Source organism: Draconibacterium sediminis, assembly GCF_000949475.1.
GTDB classification, from domain to species: domain Bacteria; phylum Bacteroidota; class Bacteroidia; order Bacteroidales; family Prolixibacteraceae; genus Draconibacterium; species Draconibacterium sediminis.
This window is the reverse complement of sequence record NZ_JRHC01000003.1, coordinates 242,216-264,208: the sequence shown is the minus strand read 5'-3', so window position 1 is coordinate 264,208 and position 21,993 is coordinate 242,216. Positions and strand designations below refer to the sequence as shown.

At 42.1% G+C, this 21,993-nt stretch carries 15 protein-coding genes; 6 read left to right on the top strand and 9 right to left on the bottom strand.

The window, feature by feature from the left end; genetic code table 11:
* Window positions 1–37 precede the first annotated feature (37 nt).
* Complete coding sequence (locus LH29_RS13560) at window positions 38–2,077, bottom strand: DUF3857 domain-containing protein (RefSeq protein ID WP_082063696.1); 2,040 nt, start codon at window positions 2,075–2,077, stop codon at window positions 38–40.
* A 348-nt stretch (window positions 2,078–2,425) separates the two neighbouring features.
* Here LH29_RS13560 and LH29_RS13555 point away from each other — a divergent pair, with 348 nt between their 5' ends.
* The 3 genes from LH29_RS13555 to LH29_RS13545 all read left to right on the top strand — a co-directional run bounded on the left by LH29_RS13555 (window position 2,426) and on the right by LH29_RS13545 (window position 7,607).
* The gene (locus tag LH29_RS13555) at window positions 2,426–4,648 is read left to right on the top strand and encodes a GH92 family glycosyl hydrolase (RefSeq protein ID WP_045030682.1); all 2,223 of its coding nucleotides are present in this window, start codon (window positions 2,426–2,428) and stop codon (window positions 4,646–4,648) included.
* Between the two features lie 71 nt (window positions 4,649–4,719).
* Window positions 4,720–7,017 (top strand): GH92 family glycosyl hydrolase, encoded by a 2,298-nt coding sequence (locus LH29_RS13550; RefSeq protein WP_045030680.1) that lies wholly within the window; start codon window positions 4,720–4,722, stop codon window positions 7,015–7,017.
* Between the two features lie 206 nt (window positions 7,018–7,223).
* Window positions 7,224–7,607, top strand: a complete 384-nt coding sequence (locus tag LH29_RS13545) for a VOC family protein (protein WP_045030677.1) — start codon at window positions 7,224–7,226, stop codon at window positions 7,605–7,607.
* Between the two features lie 290 nt (window positions 7,608–7,897).
* Here LH29_RS13545 and tilS read toward each other — a convergent pair whose 3' ends face one another.
* From tilS to proS, 4 genes are all read right to left on the bottom strand, one after another.
* Complete coding sequence (gene tilS, locus LH29_RS13540; protein ID WP_045030675.1) at window positions 7,898–9,217, bottom strand: tRNA lysidine(34) synthetase TilS; 1,320 nt, start codon at window positions 9,215–9,217, stop codon at window positions 7,898–7,900.
* A 28-nt stretch (window positions 9,218–9,245) separates the two neighbouring features.
* A complete protein-coding gene (gene pepT, locus LH29_RS13535; protein ID WP_045030672.1) occupies window positions 9,246–10,472 on the bottom strand; it encodes a peptidase T in 1,227 nt (408 codons plus the stop codon).
* Window positions 10,473–10,701: 229 nt separating this feature from the next.
* Window positions 10,702–11,388 carry a hypothetical protein gene (locus LH29_RS13530; RefSeq protein ID WP_045030670.1) on the bottom strand — a complete coding sequence of 229 codons (687 nt, stop codon included), beginning with the start codon at window positions 11,386–11,388 and terminating at the stop codon, window positions 10,702–10,704.
* Window positions 11,389–11,636: 248 nt separating this feature from the next.
* Window positions 11,637–13,112 carry a proline--tRNA ligase gene (gene proS / locus LH29_RS13525; protein WP_045030668.1) on the bottom strand — a complete coding sequence of 492 codons (1,476 nt, stop codon included), beginning with the start codon at window positions 13,110–13,112 and terminating at the stop codon, window positions 11,637–11,639.
* Between the two features lie 98 nt (window positions 13,113–13,210).
* Here proS and LH29_RS25065 point away from each other — a divergent pair, with 98 nt between their 5' ends.
* On the top strand, window positions 13,211–14,605 hold the full coding sequence (locus LH29_RS25065) for a hypothetical protein (RefSeq protein WP_052670926.1): 1,395 nt from the start codon (window positions 13,211–13,213) through the stop codon (window positions 14,603–14,605).
* Window positions 14,606–14,639: 34 nt separating this feature from the next.
* Window positions 14,640–16,190 carry an OmpP1/FadL family transporter gene (locus LH29_RS13515; RefSeq protein ID WP_082063695.1) on the top strand — a complete coding sequence of 517 codons (1,551 nt, stop codon included), beginning with the start codon at window positions 14,640–14,642 and terminating at the stop codon, window positions 16,188–16,190.
* Between the two features lie 51 nt (window positions 16,191–16,241).
* Here LH29_RS13515 and LH29_RS13510 read toward each other — a convergent pair whose 3' ends face one another.
* From LH29_RS13510 to omp85, 4 genes are all read right to left on the bottom strand, one after another.
* Window positions 16,242–16,937, bottom strand: coding sequence for a LytR/AlgR family response regulator transcription factor (locus LH29_RS13510; protein ID WP_045030664.1), 696 nt, complete (start codon window positions 16,935–16,937; stop codon window positions 16,242–16,244).
* Between the two features lie 6 nt (window positions 16,938–16,943).
* Window positions 16,944–17,975, bottom strand: a complete 1,032-nt coding sequence (locus tag LH29_RS13505) for a sensor histidine kinase (protein WP_052670924.1) — start codon at window positions 17,973–17,975, stop codon at window positions 16,944–16,946.
* Window positions 17,972–18,607 (bottom strand): hypothetical protein, encoded by a 636-nt coding sequence (locus LH29_RS13500; protein ID WP_045030662.1) that lies wholly within the window; start codon window positions 18,605–18,607, stop codon window positions 17,972–17,974. Before LH29_RS13500 ends, LH29_RS13505 begins: the two co-directional genes overlap by 4 nt.
* A gap of 136 nt (window positions 18,608–18,743) precedes the next feature.
* The gene (gene omp85 / locus LH29_RS13495) at window positions 18,744–20,081 is read right to left on the bottom strand and encodes an Omp85 family outer membrane protein (RefSeq protein WP_045030660.1); all 1,338 of its coding nucleotides are present in this window, start codon (window positions 20,079–20,081) and stop codon (window positions 18,744–18,746) included.
* Window positions 20,082–20,293: 212 nt separating this feature from the next.
* Between omp85 and LH29_RS13490 the strand changes: the two genes are divergently transcribed.
* On the top strand, window positions 20,294–21,778 hold the full coding sequence (locus LH29_RS13490; protein WP_045030658.1) for a Gfo/Idh/MocA family protein: 1,485 nt from the start codon (window positions 20,294–20,296) through the stop codon (window positions 21,776–21,778).
* Window positions 21,779–21,993: the final 215 nt, after the last annotated feature.

Sequence of the window (21,993 nt, the reverse complement as noted above, 5' to 3'; positions counted from 1 at the left end):
GTAATTTAAATTCAATATTTAAGCCCAATAGCAATCATTAAATCTTCTTCAGAACAATCTGCTGACTCTGTTTTTCGATAATATGATTAAATAACTCTTTTAAGGCTGCATAATCCTCGGCCTGAAATACCGGCTGATTTACCGCTAAGTTGGAAATTACCTGTAACTGCTTATCATTAATTTTCTGAACTGAAAACAAATAAGATGCTTTCGATCCGGGCAATATTGCTTTAAATGTTTCGGGCATCTCTTCAACAACATAACCTTCGGGTAAATTGAATACTACCATTTCACTTTCCTTAAAGTTAAATCCAAAATCAACCGGATATTTTCGCTCTGCCAGCTTAAAAGGATTCTCGTCGGTTGCATTGGCAATTAAAGGAGTAATATAAATCATGTCACCTGCAGATATGCTCTTATTAGTAAGACTAACTTCCAATTTCTCGGTTATGCGATTTCTGAGTTCGTTCACCCCATCAACCTCGTGCTCTTCAATATCCCAGTCAAGATTGCTGTCAGCAAAATCTTCAATATACTTTTCCACATTCGTAAACTCTCCAACTTCAGTTCTGAATGCCTGAGCTGCATAACCCATTCTTGCTATAGATACCGAACCTGACAATTTACCATCCTCCGCTACTTGAATTGTTGATACAAATTGAGAATTGGCATTTCCCAGCTTGTAAAGATTTACCCACTCCGGTTCTGCACCGCCAACAATTAAACCATTACCATTAAGACACTGGTAAGGCAACTCATTTAGTGTGCAATCTTTGTCAGCTGCATCTAATAGTAACGGTTTACCATCTATCTCGGCAACCAATACCACATAGTTAAATGAAGTAACCGTTGGATATAAGAACATTCCATTTGACCGTGTACTTAATACCATTGGCTTTACTGAGAATCCGGCGTTTCTTAAATAGGCAGACAAAAGGAAATTAATATCGGCAACATTTCCATTCTTATCTGAAACAGTTTTACGAAGTCCTTTTGAATATATCGAATTTCTGCCTGTAAATTTATAGTTAGAGCGTACGTGGTTATACAGAATAGCAACTTTCTCCATATCGTCTGCTATTCCCGATAGTAGTTTATTGGTTTCATCTCCCAGAAAGTTTGCATTTCCAAATACAATCTTACCGAAATCTTCATCTTCTTTTAAGTTTTTATTGATCGACTCCCACGACTCGGAATAGGTATGGAGCTTTTCACCCGGAAACTGAACAGATTGTAATTCAAATTGAACCTGTTGGATATAATTATCTACTGTTGAAATATATGCTTCTTTTTCGAAAGCAGGCATATCCTCTGCAATCCAGTGGTATCTGTTATTGGAAAAAGCCAGTGTACTTTGGTCATACTGTGTGCTATTGATGTGCCCGGGAGTCTGAAAATCAGCTGCGGAACGTGTTTTATAGGTTATCACCTGGGATACGGGATACGAATCTTCTTCAAATGCCGCATAGTTTTCGAAACCTAGAGTAAACTTTCTGTATCTGAAATATTCGGGAACTTTCACCAGGTACTCGCTGTAAACAGTAGGAATACTGTGTTGAAACATCCAGGGCCGCATATTTCGAACAAAGGCCTTACAATCTATGGAGTATTTTAAGTCGATAACCGAACCAACCTTTACGTTTGGCATGGAAAAAGTTTCCTGTTTGTAATATTTATTTACATCATCCAGATGGACATCTTTATTACTCAACTCAGTCTTTTCAATTTTTCCACCTTCCAGATTAAAAGTGATGGCCTTTAATCCATTTACCTCCTCTTCATACATGCCATCTTTGCTCAGTCCAATCTGGAAATCAGCATATTCAACACCCTCCTTTTTTAAAATTTTAATTCGCCGGTGTACTGAAAATACCAGTCTCCAACCTACAGCCTGATTGTACTCTATTTCACTGTCACCATACTCATATAAAACAACTGCCACAGCCGTGGTATCTTTTTCATAAACGGTCATTTCCAGATCTTCTTTATCGATCTTTCCAAACTTGACTTTTTTCTCGTTACAATTAGCTGATAAAATGATTAGAAGAAACAAGGGCAACAATAGTAAAGACTTCATAAGTTTAAAGTTTTGGTTTTTAAGATTAGACTAATTATGCTAACAAAGTTTACGAAAAAAAGAAACATTTCATAAAATCGACCTATTATCTTGAAGTTTATGAATAATGTTATTAAACATAAACATCATTGATGCATGAGACCTTCTTGCTGAAATTTCTGAAATGTTGATAAAATGATGCACGAAGTGGAACCGGATCGTTTTCCGGAGCTATAAGAATTTAGCTTGCGAACCATCTCGTTACATGACAAGATTCACCCCCACGTTTCAAAATTTAATTAATTTTGCGGCATCGGGATTATACTGATATTTTTCCGTGTTTTTTAATTGCATACCTAATTCAACAAAATGAACCGTATAATTTTAATTGTAAACGCATTTTTTGCGTTCATCTTACTATCGTGCTCGCAGGCACCAAAACCTGAAGATTTTTCAGCTTATGTAGATCCGTATATCGGCAGCGATTACCACGGACATGTTTTTGTAGGGGCAAACGTTCCTTTTGGTGCCGTTCAGCTTGGGCCAAACAATGCACAGGAAACCTGGGACTGGTGCTCAGGCTATCATTATTCCGATTCGGTACTGATCGGATTTGCGCATACACACTTGAGTGGAACAGGTATTGGCGATCTTGGCGATTTGCTATTTATGCCCGTTTCAGATGATTTCAATTACGAGCAGGCATCAAACGAAGCCTATCCGTGGAGTGCCCTTTACACGCACGACGACGAACAGGTCAGCCCCGGATATTACTCCATTAATATCAATAAATACAACGTTCAGGCTGAACTAACAACCACCGAACGTGTAGGTTTTCACCGATACAACTTTAACGCTTCGGGCAATTCGAAATTAATTATCGACCTCGCTTACGGAACAGGCTGGGATGCACTTACCAAAGCCGATCTTCAACAGGAAGGCGACAATAGCATTAGCGGATTTCGCTATTCAAAAGGATGGGCAGCAGACCAAAAAATTTATTTCCATACCGAATTTTCGAAACCCATTAAAACTCTCGAAATACTGCGACAAAACGACAAAGGAATTAGCACCGTTGAAATTGAATTTGAAGGTAACGGTGAATTACTCGTAAAAACTGCAATTTCTCCGGTTAGCACCGATGGTGCAAAAAACAACCTAAACGCCGAATTGGCGCAGTGGGATTTTGAAGCCACAAAAGCACAAGCCCGCACCAAATGGAATACCGAGTTGGGCAAAATAAAAATTGGAAATACTGATCCATCAACAAAAACTACCTTTTACACCGCATTGTATCACACAATGATAGCACCATCGTTGTTCGATGATGTTAACGGCGATTACCGCGGTGCCGATGGTAAAAACTACACCGACCCGGGTTACGATACCTACACCACTTTTTCGTTGTGGGATACCTACCGCGCAGCCCATCCGCTGTTTACGCTGGTGCATCAGGATCGTGTTGACGATATGGTAAATACAATGCTTGCAATTTACGATCAGCAGGGCAAACTTCCGGTGTGGCACCTGCACGGCAACGAAACCAACACAATGGTGGGCAACCACGCTATTCCGGTAATTGCCGATGCTTTACTAAAAGGATATACCGGTTTTGATGCAGAAAAAGCTTTTAAAGCCGTAAAATCAACCATGCTGATGGATGAGCGCGGACTGAACTTTATAAAAGAAAAAGGTTACATTCCGGCTGATTCAACAGTTGAATCGGTTGCAATGGCGCTGGAATATGCCATTGACGACTGGTGTGTGGCGGCTATGGCAAAAAAACTGGGAAAAACTGAAGACTTTGAATTATTTTCCAAACGAGCAAAATATTACGAGAACTATTTCAATAAGGAAACCGGTTTTATGCGAGGTAGAATTGCCGATGACAGCTGGCGTACTCCTTTTAACCCGGTTCACTCGGAACACCGTGCCGACGATTTTTGCGAAGGAAATGCCTGGCAATACACCTGGCTGGTTCCGCACGATATTAACGGATTGATCAATCTTTTCGAAAGCGAAACTGCTTTTACAGAAAAACTGGATGAGCTTTTTACAACCGAAGAAACCTTAAACGAAGGCGCATCAAGCGACATTTCGGGATTGATTGGTATGTATGCGCACGGAAACGAACCGGGGCACCACATCCCTTATATGTACGCGTTTGCAGGTCAGCAATGGAAAACGGCCGAAAAAGTAAATTTCATTATGAATGAAATGTATACCGACCAACCCGACGGACTTTGCGGAAACGAAGACTGCGGACAAATGTCGGCGTGGTATGTGTTCTCGTCAATGGGATTTTACCCGGTTAATCCGGCCAATGGTGTTCATGTTTTTGGCAGTCCGCTGTTTGAATCGGCTACCATTGAATTACCGGGCGAGAAAACATTTGAGGTAAAAGCTAAAAACCTGAATAAGACAAATATTTATATCGATTCGGTTACACTGAATGGCGAACCTTATACAAAAAGCTATATCACACACACTGATGTTGTTAATGGTGGAGTGCTGGAATTTAACATGGCTGCAGAACCTAATAAAGAATTTGGTCAAGCTGCAGGCAGCCGTCCTAAATCGGGCTATGAATAGCAGGTTTGAACAAAATAATTATATTTTTGCGCCTGTTTTATACCTATACAACAACTTAATAAACTCACTACATGAAGTATTTTTTATTGTTTTGCCTTGGCGCAATTCTATTTAGCTGCACTTCAAAAGTCAGCACGCAACCAACAACGACGCCCACAAAACTGGTTGACATGGTAAACCCGTTAATGGGTACCGATTCGGAATTTAAACTATCAAACGGAAACACCTACCCTGCCATTGCAAGGCCGTGGGGAATGAATTTCTGGACACCACAAACCGGACGCATGGGCGACGGCTGGGGTTATACGTACGATTCGTACAAAATCCAGGGATTTAAACAAACACATCAGCCAAGTCCGTGGATTAATGATTACGCAGCATTCTCGCTGATGCCGGTTACCGGCGAATTGAAATTTAAAGGCGCTGAACGTGCCTCGTGGTTTTCGCACAAAGCCGAAGTGGCCCAACCGCACTACTACAAAGTGTACCTGGCCGATTACGATGTAACCACCGAGTTTACACCAACCGACCGCGCTGTGTCGTTCCGTTTCACTTTTCCTGAAAATGACAATTCGTACATTCTTTTGGATGCATTCGATGGCGGATCGATGGTGAAGATAATTCCTGAAGAACGTAAAATTGTTGGTTACTGCCAGAACAATCATGGCGGCGTACCTGCCAATTTCAAGAATTATTTTGTTGCCGTTTTCGATAAGGATTTTGAGGTGGTAAAAACCTGGAAAGACGATAATTTGCAGGAAACTGACGAAGCCCAAAGTTTTCACGTAGGTGGTATCGTTGGTTTTAAAACCAAAAAAGGTGAAGAAGTAAATGTAAAACTGGCCTCATCATTTATCAGTGCCGAACAAGCTGAATTGAACCTGAGCAGAGAGATTGGCGACAAATCGTTTGAAACAATTAAAGCTGAAGGCGAGCAGATCTGGGAAAAAGAACTGGGCCGGATTAAAGTTGAAGGCGGCAGCGAAGCCGAACAAAAAACCTTTTACTCTTGCCTGTACCGCACATTGCTTTTCCCGCGTAAATTTTACGAATTTGATGCCGACAATAATATCGTACACTACAGTCCGTACAACGGCGAAGTATTACCGGGATATATGTTTACCGACAATGGTTTCTGGGACACTTTCCGCGCGGTATTCCCATTCTTTACGTTAATGTATCCTGATCTGAACAGTCAGATAATGGAAGGGCTTGTTAATACTTACAAAGAAAGTGGCTGGCTGCCGGAATGGGCAAGTCCGGGTCACCGTGGATGTATGATCGGCTCTAACTCGGCATCATTGATTGCCGATTCGTACCTGAAAGGAATTCGTGGTTACGACATTGAAACTTTGTACGAAGCCATGATTAAAAACACCAACGGATATATGGAGCAGATTCATTCTGTTGGCCGTTATGGAGCAGATTATTACAACGAGCTGGGTTATGTGCCTTACAACGTTGGCATTAACGAAAATACTGCCCGTACGCTGGAATATGCTTACGCCGATTACTGCATTTGGAAACTGGCGCAGGAACTGGGAAAACCACAGGAAGAGATTGACCTGTTTAAACAACGTGCCCGAAATTTCCACAATGTTTTCGATGCCGAAAGCAAACTTATGCGCGGTAAAAACGAAGATGGTACTTTCCAGTCGCCATTCAGCCCGTACAAATGGGGCGATGCTTTTACCGAAGGAAACAGCTGGCACTATACCTGGAGCGTTTTTCAGGACATTGAAGGCCTGAAACAACTGATGGGCGGAAACGATGATTTTGTGGCTATGCTCGACTCGGTATTTGTTGTTCCACCTATTTTCGACGATTCATATTATGGTGGTACTATTCACGAAATTCGTGAAATGCAGATTGCCGGAATGGGTAACTATGCGCACGGTAACCAGCCAATTCAGCACATGATATACCTGTACAATTATTCCGATCAACCCTGGAAAACACAGGCGCATGTTCGTGAAGTGCTGACAAAATTGTACTCGTACCAGGCTGATGGTTATTGTGGCGACGAAGACAATGGCCAGACTTCGGCATGGTATGTTTTCAGTTCAATGGGATTCTATCCTGTTTGTCCTGGAACCGACGAGTACGTGCTGGGATCTCCACTGTTCAACAAAATTACACTTACACTTGAAAACGGAAATGAGTTTGTAATCGATGCAACGAACAACTCAAAGGAAAACGTTTATGTAAACGATGTGGTGCTGAACGGCGAATCGTACAATAAAAACTTCCTGAAACACGCTACCATTCAAAATGGCGGAGAGATTGTTTTTGACATGGCCAGCCAGCCAAATAAAACGCGTGGAACGGAAACTACTAGTTTCCCCTACTCCATGACATTTGAAGACTAATTGATAAACTGCGAAATTGCAGTTATAAAAAAAGGATGCCATCTCTATTCATTACTATAATAGATAGATGGCATCCTTTTTTCGTTTTAAACCATTTCCTCCCCCATTCCAAAATATCTTTCCATACTGGGTTAAAAATTAGCAGACATTAAAACTTTACTATCCTGATTTGCGTTTTACATCAACAACCTTTTAAATGAACGATTATGCAAAGTAACGCAGTAGGCTGGTTTGAAGTACCGGTAACCGACATGGACCGGGCCATAAAATTTTACGAAACGGTATTGGATGTAAAACTCGATCGCAATCAAATGGGACCGTTGGATATGGCGTGGTTTCCGATGACCGATGAAACCTACGGTTCCGCCGGATCGCTGGTGTGCCATCCCGAATACTACACCCCATCAACCAATGGTGTGGTTATTTATTTTACCGCGCACTCGGGCGACCTGAGCAACGAACTTTCGCGCGTTGAAGAAGCGGGAGGTCAGGTGCTGCAGCCCAAAACAAAAATCTCGGACGATTACGGTTTTATGGCCTTGCTTATCGATACCGAGGGCAACCGGATTGCTTTGCACTCAAGGGAGTAGATTTGGCATTTTGCGCGTTTGGCAATCTGCCTTAGTCCTCCGGAATTTTACAATTTCCCCCTGGTTTTTCAGATCGTGCCCTTGGGGCGAAGCGTGTGCCCCTATCTTTTTACTTTGTGCCCCTTGGGGATGGCTTTGCAAAAACAGGGGCATGCTTTGTGCCCCTCGGGGACTGGATGCTCGATGCTGGTTACCGGATGCTAGATTCTAGATGGGGTTTCTGCCAATTGCTTAATGGAAATTGCCTATTGCCTATTGGGGATTGGATACTGAATTCCGATGCAGGGCTTCTACCCCATTACAATTTTTAGTACCTGTTTTGTTGATGGTGTTACTTTAAAACGATTGTCCAATCGATGGCCCATAATCCAAACTATTTTTTTACCGCTACACAACAGCCAGGTATTTTCCTTTTCGTGCAATGGCATTTTCCGGTCGATAAAAAAATCGCTTACCTTTTTAAATCCGGTCATGCCTAACGGCTGGAAATAATCACCTTGTTGCCATTTACGCATCAACAACGGAAATTGTACCTCATCCAGATCGATACAGGCAATATTGGCTTCTTTTATGATTGCAAAATCTTTGGCAACCAAACGCTCAATCGAGATATTGAAAGGAGCAAATAACTCCATGTCGTCCTCTTCGATGTAATACACACGATCTTCATCATTTGTGAGTTCCTGAATAAACAAAGCATCGCGGTCTTTCACCAGTCGGTGAGTTTTCGAAAAGAACTGTTTCCCGGAAAGCGTATCCAGGCTTTGAAAAACCGCGTCAACAACACTGGCGTTAAAACCAAAACCCGAAAGTATCTCCAGCAAAACAGTCTTTGGATGCGACGCGTTTTGCAATGCCGGAATTGAAATTACCGACTGCTCTTTATCTTTGGTCAATACCGCCTGTATTTCATCACCAATAGCATCCTTATATACATCGTATGCCACTTTTAGATTGTCGACACTGGCCATGAAATTCTTTTTAAAAGCCGGATTCAACTCCGAAAACAAAGGAAGAATTTTATGCCGCAAGAAGTTTCGTTGGTAAACTACTTCGTTGTTCGATGAATCTTCTCGGTAGGAAATAGAATTTTCAGCAGCATATCTTTCAATATCTTCGCGACTGGCGAATAACAACGGACGAATCAGTTTCCCCTTTTTCTCTTTTATACCTGTAAGCCCTTTTATGCCGGTTTTCCTTGACAGGTTTAAAAAGAAAGTCTCGATAAGGTCGTCCTGATGATGAGCTGTTACAATACAGTCGTATTCATACTCTTTTCGGATGCGCTCGAAAAATCCGTAACGTAACTCGCGTGCCGCCATTTCAATAGATATGCCTTTAAGCGATGCGTATTCGATGGTGTCGAACGTTTCAAAATGAGCAGCAGTTCCGTGTTGCTCAACCTGCTCGCGCACAAAAGCCTCATCGCCATCCGACTCATCACCACGCAACCTGAAGTTGCAATGGGCAATGCCATATTCAAATTCCGAGCGCTCGAATAAATGCAGCAGTACCATGCTGTCGATCCCACCGCTAATAGCCAGCAATATTTTTTGCCCGGACTTTATCAGCTGCTTTTCTTTACTATTGATGATGAATTGATCGAACATGGACTGCTTTTATACGATTGCCGTTATTCTACTTTTTCACTTTTCCAACCGCCTGCGCAATGTTCAGAATCACCTCAACCGATTTTAACATTGATGGAATTGGCACAAACTCAAACGGCCCGTGAAAATTATGCCCCCCGGCAAAAATATTCGGGCAAGGCAGTCCTTCGTACGAAAGTCGTGCGCCATCGGTACCTCCACGAATGGCTTTTATTTTGGGCTCCACACCGGCATCAATCATTGCTCTTTCGGCAATATCAATAATGTATTTTACCGGCTCCACCTTTTCGCGCATGTTGTAGTACTGATCGGCCATTTCCATCTCCACAACTTCGCTTCCGTATTCGATATTGATCAGTTTCACCACTTCAGTAAGAAACTGCTTTTTCTCTTCAAATTTGGTTTTATCGTGATCGCGGATAAAGTACAGTAATTCTGCTGCATCCACCCCACCATTCATTGATAAGAGATGGTAAAAACCTTCATATTTATCGGTATGTTCCGGACGCTGTGTTGGTGGCAGCATGGCAATTAATTTATGTGCTACCAACAAGGCATTGATCATTTTATTTTTGGCGGCACCCGGATGTACGCTCAATCCTTTAATTTTAATAGTAGCTCCGGCGGCATTAAAGTTTTCATACTCCAGCTCGCCAATTTCGCCGCCATCGAGCGTGTAGGCAAAGTCGGCCCCGAATTTTTTCACATCAAAAAATTCGGTTCCTTTACCAATCTCCTCATCGGGCGTAAAAGCTATACGGATTTTTCCGTGCTTTAAATCCGGCGAATTTAACAACTGCTCAGCAGCGGTAACAATCTCGGCTACACCGGCTTTATCGTCGGCACCCAACAGCGTTGTTCCGTCGGCGGTAATAATATCCTGCCCCTTGTAGTTCAACAGCTCAGGAAATTGTTTTGGATCGATACAAACCTTGTTTTTCAGATATATGGTACAGCCGTCGTAATTCTCTATAATCTGCGGCTCTACACTTTCGCCCGAAAAATCAGGGCTGGTGTCAACGTGCGAAATAAATCCAACCACCGGACAATCACTAACGCCCTTTGCCGGGATGGTTGCGGTTACATAACCGTATTTGTCCATTTCCACTTCACTCAGTCCAATCTGTTTCAACTCCTCAACCAGTTTTTTCATAAAAACCAGTTGGCGGTCGGTACTTGGGTATGTTTTACTTTTTGGATCGGAAGTGGTGTATTGTTTTGCGTAATTGATAAATCTTTCTACTACTTTTTCCATTCTGTTATCTGACTTTAAAATATTCTATTTTCAACGTGATGTGCAAATTTATATTTTTTACACCGGATAAAAACTGACAAAGCTTTCAAATTGGCATCCAGCATCCAGTATCAAACATCTAGTATCTAGAGTTCAGGGATGTCATCTTTCTATACGCTGAAAAAAAAGATGACATCCTTTTTTCACATCCAGTATCAAATATCTAGTATCAAGTATCCAGCATCCAGCTCTAAACATCATCCGAATTAAAGGTAAATCCCAAACGTTTGCCTGTAACCATTTTAGAATGACTCATTTTTTGGCGCATCTGATCGACCGTAGCCACTTTAACCTGATCGTAAACCGGCATTAAGGCATCAAACTCAATACTGTACTGAATGGCAGTTTCAACAATTTGCCGAATAAATCCGGGCGAAATGGTATCGATAGCAAAATCTTTTACCACCTCGTCCGACTGCCGCTTTCCTTCAACGAAAAAGTGCTTGTCTTTGTTGACAAAAATGCGTGCCACCAGGTATCCAATGTCGTTAACACGGTTGTATTTAAACGAATCAGCCAGGAAATTATATATGTTGATCACCCCGCAATACGAACGTAGCGAATCCTCTTCGATGTATTTTGTTTTCCAAACCGGGTGTTTATCGTCGAACTCGAAAACATTGGAGTGCATACTAAATATGAGCAAATCGCCCCCAACTTTAAACTCCACCTCAAACGGCCCCCTGTCGTTGTATTGCGGCAAAGCCACATCGGGCACCTTTCCCTTTACCGCCTTTAGGTAGTCTTTTTCAAGCTGATTCAACACCTTCTTGAGAATGGTGAAAGTTAACCGTGTGTTTTGGTAAACCTGCTCTTTAACGGTTGATTTGATAACCAGTGCTTCAAGGAACGAAGCCCGAACTTCTTTTTCAGTCATAGCGTGTAAATATTAACTTTTATACCAATTGTTCGTTAGATTGCTATATCAAAATTTAACGATTACAATGGTTAATGACGATACTACAACAAAGGAGCATTCGGAACGCAGTTAAAGAATGCGACATTTTGTTGTTAAATCGGTATTAAATGTACACAATTACTGAAAAAAAAGAAAGCAGCCCTTTTGAGCTGCTATCTAATATTGTCGATACTGAAATGTCTCCAGTATTAATTCATTTTCAGGAATTAGTAAGCCAATGCGAACAATACTCTGCGTTTTGAAGGTTTACCCGAGTAAATACACTTTCCTTCCTCCTCTTCGTATTCCAAAGGCATACAACGAATAGTTGCCTTGGTTTCGTTTTTAATGAGATCCTCGGTTTCTGGTGTTCCATCCCAGTGTGCCGAAATAAAACCACCTTTTGTAGTTAATATTTCTTTAAACTCTTCCCAGGTATCAGCTTTGCGTGTATTTTCAGCACGGAAATCGTAGGCTTTTTTGAAAATATTTTGCTGAATGTCTTCCAATAAATTTTCTACGTACTCGTCGATATTGTCAAGCGAAGTAACTTCCTTTGTCAGGTTGTCACGACGGGCAACTTCCACTGTTCCGTTCTCCAAATCGCGTGGTCCCATTGCCAAACGTACCGGAACACCTTTTAATTCGTATTCCGCAAATTTCCATCCCGGTTTACGTGTATCACGGTCGTCGTATTTCACTGAAATACCTTTTGCTTTTAATTTGGCGATGATCTCGTCCACCTTTTCAGTTATTTCAGCCAGTTGTTCCTCTTTCCGGTAAATCGGAACAATTACCACCTGGTAAGGCGCTAATTTTGGAGGTAATACCAAACCGTTGTCATCAGAGTGCGCCATAATTAACGCTCCCATCAAACGGGTTGAAACACCCCACGATGTTGCCCAAACGTAATCCTCTTTTCCTTCTTTTGTGGCAAAAGTTACATCAAAAGCTTTGGCAAAGTTCTGCCCCAGGAAGTGTGAAGTTCCTGACTGAAGTGCTTTTCCATCCTGCATTAGTGCCTCAATAGAATACGTTTCCAAAGCACCGGCAAAACGCTCGTTGGCCGATTTTAAACCTTTTACAACCGGAACAGCCATAAAATTCTCAGCAAAATCAGCATATACATTAATGATCTTTTCGGTCTCCTCAATCGCCTCATCTTTAGTGGCGTGAGCCGTGTGACCTTCCTGCCACAAAAACTCGGCAGTACGCAAAAACAAACGCGTACGCATTTCCCAACGCACAACATTGGCCCACTGGTTAACCAGAATTGGCAGGTCGCGGTACGACTGTATCCAGTTTTTATATGTATTCCAGATTATGGTTTCAGAAGTCGGTCGTACAATCAGTTCCTCTTCCAGTTTGGCATCCGGGTCAACAACCACGCCGCCATTCTCCTCATCGTTCTTTAATCGGTAGTGTGTAACTACTGCACACTCTTTTGCAAAGCCCTCAACGTGATCGGCTTCTTTACTAAAAAAAGATTTTGGTATAAAAAGCGGGAAATAAGCATTAACGTGTCCGGTCTCTTTAAACATACGGTCGAGCTCGGCCTGCATTTTCTCCCAAATGGCGTAGCCATAAGGCTTAATCACCATACACCCCCTAACTGCCGAATTCTCAGCGAGGTCTGCTTTAATCACCAAATCCTGGTACCATTGTGAATAATTCTCGCTACGCGAGGTCAATTCTTTCGCCATAATCTAATATTTGGTATAGATTTTGTTTTTACTACTATAAATTTTGAGCTTACAAAGAAAGTAATTATTATTGACATTAAATAAACGGAGGATACCTTATGAAATCAAGATTAACATTTTTAGGATTACTGGCTATCATTCTTGGAGCTTGTACGACGGGAGGATATGTGTCTGGTACGTATTCCGACGACATCTACTTTAATCCGGGTGATGTTCCTCCTCCGATAGCAGTTGAAGAGGTTGTGGAACAACCGGTTGAAAAATCGGCCAACACCATGATCATCAGCAATATTGAAAAAGGGGAAGATGGTACCAATACCATGAACAACTATATTTTCGAAGGCTCGGAAGAAGATGCCGATGTGTTGCGCTACAACATGGACCAAATGGAACTGGAAGGCAGCGACACAACAGTATACTACAACGACGATGAAATGAAATACGTAATAAACAACTATTACGATGGCGACGAACTGGATTACGCTTACCGTATCCGTCGTTTCCACCGTCCGTCCTTCTATGATCCGTTCTATTGGGACAGTTGGAGTTATTACGATCCGTTTTACTACGATCCTTATTATTACTCGTCATGGTATTACCCTTCATGGTCACTTAGCTGGTCGCTTGGCTGGGGTGGATTCTATTCCGGCTGGGGTTGGGGTTGGAATTACCCATATTATGGCTGGGGCTATGGTTATTACCCACCATATTACGGTGGATGGTACGGCGGAGGCTACTATGGTGGCTGGTACGGCGGCGGCTATTACGGCGGCGGCGGTTACTACAACGATTACGGAAGAGGTTATGCTTATGGCCAACGCCGTTCAACAGGTACCAATGTATACCGTGGCGATGCAAGCCGCAGATCATCATCTGCAGCAGCAGTTTCGGCTAGTAACAACCGACGCGGATCAAGCACTGTAACCAAATCGGGAACTACCGACAGAACCAGGGCTACATCCGACAGATCGCGAACAAATAACGCAAGAGTTCTTACCGAACAAAGGAGAACAACGAGTGCAACTACTCGTCCGGCAACAACTACATCAAAATCGGCTACTACACGTACACAAAGTTACACTCGTCCGGGTTCGGCAACAACAACCCGAAGCTATACACGACCAAGTAGCGATGCACGTACAAACTACACAAAACCACGGGTAGTTACTTCGAACAATAATCGATCAAGTTCAGATTACACGACACCAAAATCGACTTCAACTTACAACAGATCATATCGTTCAAGTTCTACCTACAACCGTAGTTCAAGTAGCGGAAGCTCTTCACGGTCATATCGTGCACCGTCTTCTACCAAATCAAGCAGCACATACAGCAGCTCTCCTACCCGAAGCAGTAGCAGCAGCAGTTACAGAAGCAGTGGCAGCAGTAGCAGTTACAGAAGCAGCGGTAGCTCTTCCGGCGGCTCCAGAAGCAGCGGCAGTTCGTCAGGAAGCTCAGGAGGTTCATCACGTAGTGGTGGTGGAAGAAGATAGTATTAAAGATCATTAACGACAAAAACTATTTGCCATGAAAAAATATTTCAGCATACTATTACTGGCTCTATTTATGCCCTTTTTTATGCAGGCACAAGACTTGCTCGATGCACTTCGTTATTCCAACATTCAAGTTAGCGGAACCGCCCGTGCCGGTGCAATGGGTAATGCATTTGGAGCATTAGGCGGAGATTTTACCTCTATCAGTATTAATCCTGCCGGTTTGGGAGTTTACCGATCGTCGGAATTAACCGTTACGCCAAAATTCACTTATGGCAATACGGAAGGTAACTATATGAATACCTTAATGGAAGATAACAAGTACAACGTTGCTTTAAATAACCTGAGCTATGTAACAGTTATTCCAACGGCTTCGCGCAGCGATGTTGGTTTGATCAGCGTTAACCTTGGAATTGGTTACAATCGCCTGAAAGACTTCAACAGCAACTCGATGTTTGGAGCATCAGGAGTTACAAGTTCATTTATGGACGACCTGATTGAAAATGCAAATGGAGAAGATCCGAATGCAGGATGGAGCGATTACTACGAAGAATTGGCCTATTACAATTCGGATAACAACTCGGGTGCCGATTTAATGTATTATGATGAAGATGCCGAATTATGGAGAAGCGATATACAAATTAATCCATTTGACGAAAATATTCAGAACCATCCGGTAGCGCAACGCAAAAGCATTTCGCGTGAAGGAGCGATAGATGAATACAACTTTGCCGTTGGATTAAACTTCAACCATAAAGTTTATTTGGGAGCTACATTGGGGGTGACAGATATTTATTACCGCGAATCGAGCACATACGAAGAATGGGATGACCAGAACGTAATTCCAAACTTTGTTGATATGCAATTCGACAGCTACCTGAGAACAACAGGAACCGGTTACAACTTTAAATTCGGAATTATATACAAACCGGTTAACGAAGTTCGTCTGGGTGCATCTATCCACACGCCTACTTTCTACGACATGCACGATTTCTTCCATACATCGATGTATTCAAGAAATGATTTTGAAGATGCCGGCGTAGTTGATGATGCAGGATATTCACCATTAAATAATTACGATTATCAATTGCATACACCACTTCGTGCTACATTTAGCGGAGCTTTTGTAATTGCAAAAAAAGGATTGATCAGTGTTGATTACGAATATGTTGATTATTCAACGGCAAAACTCAGAAGAGGTGGCGATGGCTACGGATTCTCTACCGAAAACCGGGAGATTAAGGATGCCTACAAATCGGTTGGCAACATCCGTGTAGGTGGCGAACTGCGTGCAACCGACAACTTAAGTTTGCGTGCCGGTTACGAATACTATCCAACTGCATATAAATCCACTTCGTTAGGAAACGACCAATTTAAATCGAACGACGAATTGAGTGTTTACACAGCAGGTTTAGGTTACCGTTTTGGCAGTTTCACTTTTGATATTGCCTATCGTTTAACCGATATGATGGAATACGAACTTCCATACAGTGCGCCATCATCAGGTTACTACCCTGTACCGGAAGCCGCCAGTTTTGATGGTTTAACTCACGACGTAATGTTTACTTTAGGATTTAAATTCTAGCAATAAAAGATATTTACAGAAAGACACATTCCTATTGGTTTGTGTCTTTTTTTATGCGTTTAGTTTTGATACAAACGCCTCTTTAAAACTTAAACTAACCGGCAGTTTTACATCGGCGAGTTTTACACTGTTCCCCTCCAGATAAACCACTTTGGCAATTGAAACCACATACGATTTATGAATGCGGGCGAATCGGTTTTCCGGTAATTGCTCAATAAAATCCTTAAACCGTCCGTGTACCAATAACGATTGTGTTTCGGTAACAAAACGTACATAATCACCCTGCGCTTCCAGGTAAATTATTTCGTCGAAATTAAGCCGGTAATCCTTTTTATTGGCACGTACCATTAAATGTTGCCCGATGTTCTCTGTGCGTGAAGAAAAACGTTCGAGTGCCCGGTTCACCGCCGTTCGGAACCGTTCGAACGAAACCGGTTTTAGTAAATAGTCCACCGCATCAACCTCAAAACCTTCCAAAGCAAATTCGGGATAGGCAGTAACCAAAATAAACAGCGGTGGTTCTTTTAAACTTTTCACAAAACCGATTCCGCTTAATTTGGGCATGTTTATATCTAAAAACAATAAGTCAATGTGTTTCTCTTTTAACAACTGACCGGCTTCCAATGCATCGTTACAAACGCCTGCAAGTTCCAGTTCCGGACAGGCCTCAACAAAATCGCGGATCACATCCTGCGATAAAGGCTCATCGTCGACAATAATACAGTTTAAGGTTTTTGTTTTTGCCATGACCAATTAGTTCAAATGCACCTGTAAAAGTACTTTAAATGTTTCTTCGTTGTCCGAAATCATCAGCTGGTGTTGATTGGGATAGATCATTTCCAGGCGTTTTTTCACATTGTCGATTCCAATGCCATGGTATTTGTCCAAAAGTGGATCGTTTGCCTGTCCTTTACTGTTTTCAACCTCGAAGTGAAGAACCTTCCCCACTACTTCAATCTTAATGTTTACAAAAGCATTATCGGCCCCACCTTTCATTCCGTGTTTAAAGCTGTTCTCAACAAAAGGGAGAAACAACAGGGGTGCTATCTTCTTTCCTTTTATCTCACCAATGGTATTGAATACAATTTTGTTTTCCCTTGACCGAAGGTTCTGCATATCGATATAATTTTGCAGCATTTCCACTTCTTTTTCCAGGGCTATAAAATCTGCATCCGATTCGTAAATAATGTGACGCATTAAATCGCTGAGCTGAACGATTTTTTCCGGCACTTCTTTCGCTTCTTTTCGGGCCATGCTGTAAATACTGTTCAGCGAATTAAAAAGAAAATGCGGGTTGATCTGCGATTTCAAAGCTTTTAACTCGGCCTGCGATTTTTCCTTTTCCAGTTCTTCTGCACGAAAATATCCGCGCGCCAGGTGTAATAAACCGGAGATAAACAGGTAAATGGCAAAGAACAGCGAAATATCCCAAAAGCTGTAGTAGGCAATAAAATAGTAACCTTTGAAAATGTGATCGATCAGGTTATCGAATAAAAGCAGGTAAAAACCTGCCCCCAAAACAACTGCGGCAATTACAGCGGCAGCGTAGCCAAAATATTTGCCACGCTCCCAAAGTAGCGGAAAAAGCAGTTTTAAATTCAGGTAAACCACACAAACAATGGGCAGGTGGAAAACAGCCGTGTAAATGACATCGATCTGTTTAACTTCGGCCGACACTTTTAACACATTCATCAGTATTAAAAACGATAAACACCAAAACAGGATATGTTGTAACACCCTGTTTTTTATGAGCCGCCCAAGTGTGATTTTTAAGTAGCTGTTCATTTTTTCCGAAACAACACTACTTCTAATCCATCTTCAAAAGCCTCTTCCGAATCCACATATTTGCTTACAAATTTTTGCAATTCCTTAGGTTTGGCGGTGAGTAAAATATAATCGCCGTTGTCTTCATGATGAATTCTAATCTTGTTTTCCTTAATCAAATCTTCCAACCACTCCGGATCAAACCAACGGATTTCGAGTTTATCGTCGGAAACGGATAGTTTGGCAAAAGTATGTACCGGCACCAGGTGCAGGTCGGCTAAGGTAATGTTATCGTCGTCACCGTAATCTTCAATGTAAAAATCCAGGAAATATTCATCGGCCAGTTTAATCACGTGCACTGCAAATTTCGATTCTTTCACAATGCCATTCTCGCTTGAAGTAAGGCTAAGAACGTAGCTTTTTTTGTCGCGTATACTGTCTTTTATATCTCCAACAAACGGATGGGTGAAATTCCACGAATCGTCAGAACCACTAAAAACAACATCGTTATCATCGTCTTCAAACCATTCGCCCAACAGCAAATCGTTTTCAAACAGATCACTTTCGGTATACAAAGGGTAAAACGAGTAAACCACACACCCCGACAACAGAAGAGTAATTATTGCAATGAGCAGAACATTACGTGTTTTCATTTTGATTGTTTTTAAATTCTTACTCAAATTTACAGGACTTTAACCGTGCAAAAGAATTTTTTCGTTGAGATGTGGCTTTTTGTCGTTGAGATAAAAAACCACCTTTCAGCAGCAAAATGAAAACCTGCAGAAACGATTAAAATAAGTAGTTCAAGCCGATGTAAATACCTGAATCGCCATCTCGTTCATCGGCAGCCATACCGTAATCGCAACGAATAATAAAGTTTTCGTTCATTGCCGCACGCAGACCTAAACCAAATGAATAGTGCATGGCTTCGGCACCGTTATCGAAATAACTATCTAAAGGACTCGGATAAATGGCCGAAACAATTATGTTACTCTTATCAACATCAATTTTATTGGTAACACGGCCAAAATCAGCAAAAGCATTTAGGCCCATATAAAAGTTGTTGTTCATAAACTGAAAACGGGCAAATTTCCAGCGCGCCTCAACATTTCCTAAAAATACAGCATCGCCAACAACCCGGTTTCGTAATATTCCGCGTAATGAATTGGCTCCTCCCAATCCCTCGGAAGTGGAACTTTTCATTACCGAAGTAATCAATTGTGTTTGGTAGTAAAAAGGCACATCTCCGGTAAGCGTTGTCTGGTAAGCCAGGCGGTAAGCAAAAGAAAGATCATCAGGAATCAGGGTAAAATACTGGCGGTGAATAAGCGATAATTTGGTAAAACTATGCTCACCTCCCAAAAACTCGGGTGAAGCCAGTAAAACGGCTTCGGTCCACATTCCTTTCATCGGGTTAGGTATATTATCGCGGGTATCGTAAACAATACCGGCTTTTACCGTTGGCACAAAACCACCATCGGCATCTTCATCCGAAATAATTCCCCAATCCCGGTATATTTCATACAGCCCCGGGGCCTCGTCATGTGGCGGAAGCATATCTTCATCGTCCTTATTTTTATTCAGCTTCTCAATATCAACGTAGCCAAGTTTAAAATTCAGGAGGTTAAAACCACCAACCCAGTCAAACTTTTCTCCGGCCAGGTCTCCGCGCAAATCAACTTTAAAACGAAATAGTTTGCGGTCGTATTTGTAAAACATCCGGGTTCTGTAATCCGCTGCTTCATCATCATACCAGTCTTTGTTTACAACGGCATCGTAACCGTTAAAGCCATAAAAATCGTAGGCGCGGTCGCTCAGGTAACTAATATCAACCGATGTTTGCAGTCCGGGAATCAGTTTATCCGAATCGTAATTAAAACGGTTAATCCCGCTTCCTTTTGTAAATCGCGACACTTCGAGATAAATGCTGTGATCGTACTTGGGATAGCGGCTTCCGTCGCCATAATGGTAAAGATTTACCAAACCTCCGTACTGAAATCCAAGGTCGGTATCGAAAGTAATGGCCGGCAATGCCCCAAAATTCCAACCCTGTTTGGTTACACTTTCCTGCGCCTCCGACACTAATAAAGCAGTTAAGAATGCGCATAAAAACAGAAAACGTTTCATGTTAATTGATTTTAGTTAGACTAAGCGAGTAATTCAAATAAAACATATTTTTGATCTGGTACAGAAATACGTTGTCGAATATAAGTAAAAAAGGAATGATTTTATAATCGCCTCACCTTTCTGATTGTTCTTCTTGTCTTTTATTATATTTTTATTTTCTTTTAAACATCTTTAGTAATTTTTTCAAAACTAATATACAAGTCGAAACTAAAATGAAAACAAACCGCAGAGATTTCTTTAAAGTAACCGGTGCAGTTGGAGCAGGAATTGCAGCCGGCGGGCTAACATCATGCAGTCAGCCACAGGCAGAGCCATCGGCCATGCAGTTTATAAAAGATGCAGCCGTAAACAACAATCCGCAACAGTTTAATATGTGTGGTTATGCCGCACCAAAACTCGATAAAGTGCGTGTTGGATTTGTGGGTATTGGTGATCGCGGCTCGGGTGCCGTAAAACGAATGACCTATATTGAGGGCGTTGAAATAACAGCTTTGTGCGATATTCGCCAGGCTGCTGTTGATGGCGCTCAGAAAATACTTAGCGACGCCGGCTTACCAAAAGCCAAAGAGTTTGTTGGCGACGAAAACGAATTTAAAAAACTTTGCGACAGTGGCCTTTGCGACCTCGTTTACACCGCCACTCCGTGGGAATGGCACGTACCTGTAGGATTGGCTGCCATGGAAGGCGGAGCACATGCAGCGCTTGAAGTATCCGCTGCTAAAACCATGGACGAGTGCTGGCAAATGGTGGAAACTTCGGAGCGTACAAAAAAACACTGTGTGATTCTGGAAAACTGCTGTTACGACTTTTTTGAATTACTTACGCTAAACATGGTTCGCCAGGGTGTTTTTGGCGATTTAATTCATGGTGAAGGTGCTTATATCCATGATTTGGATTACTGGCATTTTAACAAGCCACAAGATGAAAAGATGACTGACGGAGCCTACACCAAAATGTGGCGTTTGTACGAAAATCAACGTAAAGCGAATGTCTACCCAACGCATGGACTGGGACCAATTTGCCAGGCAATGAATATTAACCGTGGCGACAAAATGGATTACCTGACAGCGATGATCTCTGACGATTTTACGCTGAAAAACCGCATTGAAGAAAAAGCCAAGGAAGATCCGTTTTTCGAAAAATTTATAGGAATGGACATGCGCGGCAACATGGATATGCAAATGATTCGCACCAATAAAGGTCGCACTATTCTTATTCAGCACGATGTTTCTTCCCCACGTCCCTACTCGCGTATTCATATGTTGAGCGGGACAAAATGTTTTGCCCAAAAATGGCCACTTCAACACATTGCTTTTGGTCATGATGTGGTTGATGAAGCTGGCATGAAAGAACTTCGTGAAAAATACGAACCTGAAATTATAAAACGTGTTGGCGAAATGGCCAAACAAGTTGGCGGCCACGGCGGAATGGATTTTATTATGGACTGGCGCCTGATTGATTGTTTGCGCAACGGCCTTCCGGTTGATATGGATGTTTACGATGCGGCAGCGTGGAGTTCGATAACTCCGCTTAGCGAGTGGTCGATTGCCAACGGATCGGCACCAATTGAAGTGCCCGATTTTACACGCGGAGCCTGGAAAACCAATAAGCCGGTTGAACTTACTTTGGCAGGTGGCGGAACCACCAAAGTAAGAAACCTGTCGAATGCGAACGCCGAAGGGCAACTTGATGTTTAAAACAGAACCTACCATACATTCGAAAGGGCAGTAATTACTGCCCTTTCTTTTTTACTCACTCTATTACTCTTTGCAATAGGATTGAACTGTTTTCTGTTGTTCGATTGTTTCCTGCAAATTTCGTTCCAATTGAAAAACCGCCGATATTTTCACCGGCGGTTTACTAATCAAACGCTTTATCTATGATAAAAACTAACCTTTGTTTTGTTCCAGAC

Coding starts and splice junctions, on each gene's coding strand:
- LH29_RS13560 (WP_082063696.1), bottom strand. CDS start 2,077: ATGAAGTCTTTACTATTGTTGCCCTTGTTTCTTCTAATCATTTTATCA.
- LH29_RS13555 (WP_045030682.1), top strand. CDS start 2,426: ATGAACCGTATAATTTTAATTGTAAACGCATTTTTTGCGTTCATCTTA.
- LH29_RS13550 (WP_045030680.1), top strand. CDS start 4,720: ATGAAGTATTTTTTATTGTTTTGCCTTGGCGCAATTCTATTTAGCTGC.
- LH29_RS13545 (WP_045030677.1), top strand. CDS start 7,224: ATGCAAAGTAACGCAGTAGGCTGGTTTGAAGTACCGGTAACCGACATG.
- tilS (WP_045030675.1), bottom strand. CDS start 9,217: ATGTTCGATCAATTCATCATCAATAGTAAAGAAAAGCAGCTGATAAAG.
- pepT (WP_045030672.1), bottom strand. CDS start 10,472: ATGGAAAAAGTAGTAGAAAGATTTATCAATTACGCAAAACAATACACC.
- LH29_RS13530 (WP_045030670.1), bottom strand. CDS start 11,388: ATGACTGAAAAAGAAGTTCGGGCTTCGTTCCTTGAAGCACTGGTTATC.
- proS (WP_045030668.1), bottom strand. CDS start 13,112: ATGGCGAAAGAATTGACCTCGCGTAGCGAGAATTATTCACAATGGTAC.
- LH29_RS25065 (WP_052670926.1), top strand. CDS start 13,211: ATGAAATCAAGATTAACATTTTTAGGATTACTGGCTATCATTCTTGGA.
- LH29_RS13515 (WP_082063695.1), top strand. CDS start 14,640: ATGAAAAAATATTTCAGCATACTATTACTGGCTCTATTTATGCCCTTT.
- LH29_RS13510 (WP_045030664.1), bottom strand. CDS start 16,937: ATGGCAAAAACAAAAACCTTAAACTGTATTATTGTCGACGATGAGCCT.
- LH29_RS13505 (WP_052670924.1), bottom strand. CDS start 17,975: ATGAACAGCTACTTAAAAATCACACTTGGGCGGCTCATAAAAAACAGG.
- LH29_RS13500 (WP_045030662.1), bottom strand. CDS start 18,607: ATGAAAACACGTAATGTTCTGCTCATTGCAATAATTACTCTTCTGTTG.
- omp85 (WP_045030660.1), bottom strand. CDS start 20,081: ATGAAACGTTTTCTGTTTTTATGCGCATTCTTAACTGCTTTATTAGTG.
- LH29_RS13490 (WP_045030658.1), top strand. CDS start 20,294: ATGAAAACAAACCGCAGAGATTTCTTTAAAGTAACCGGTGCAGTTGGA.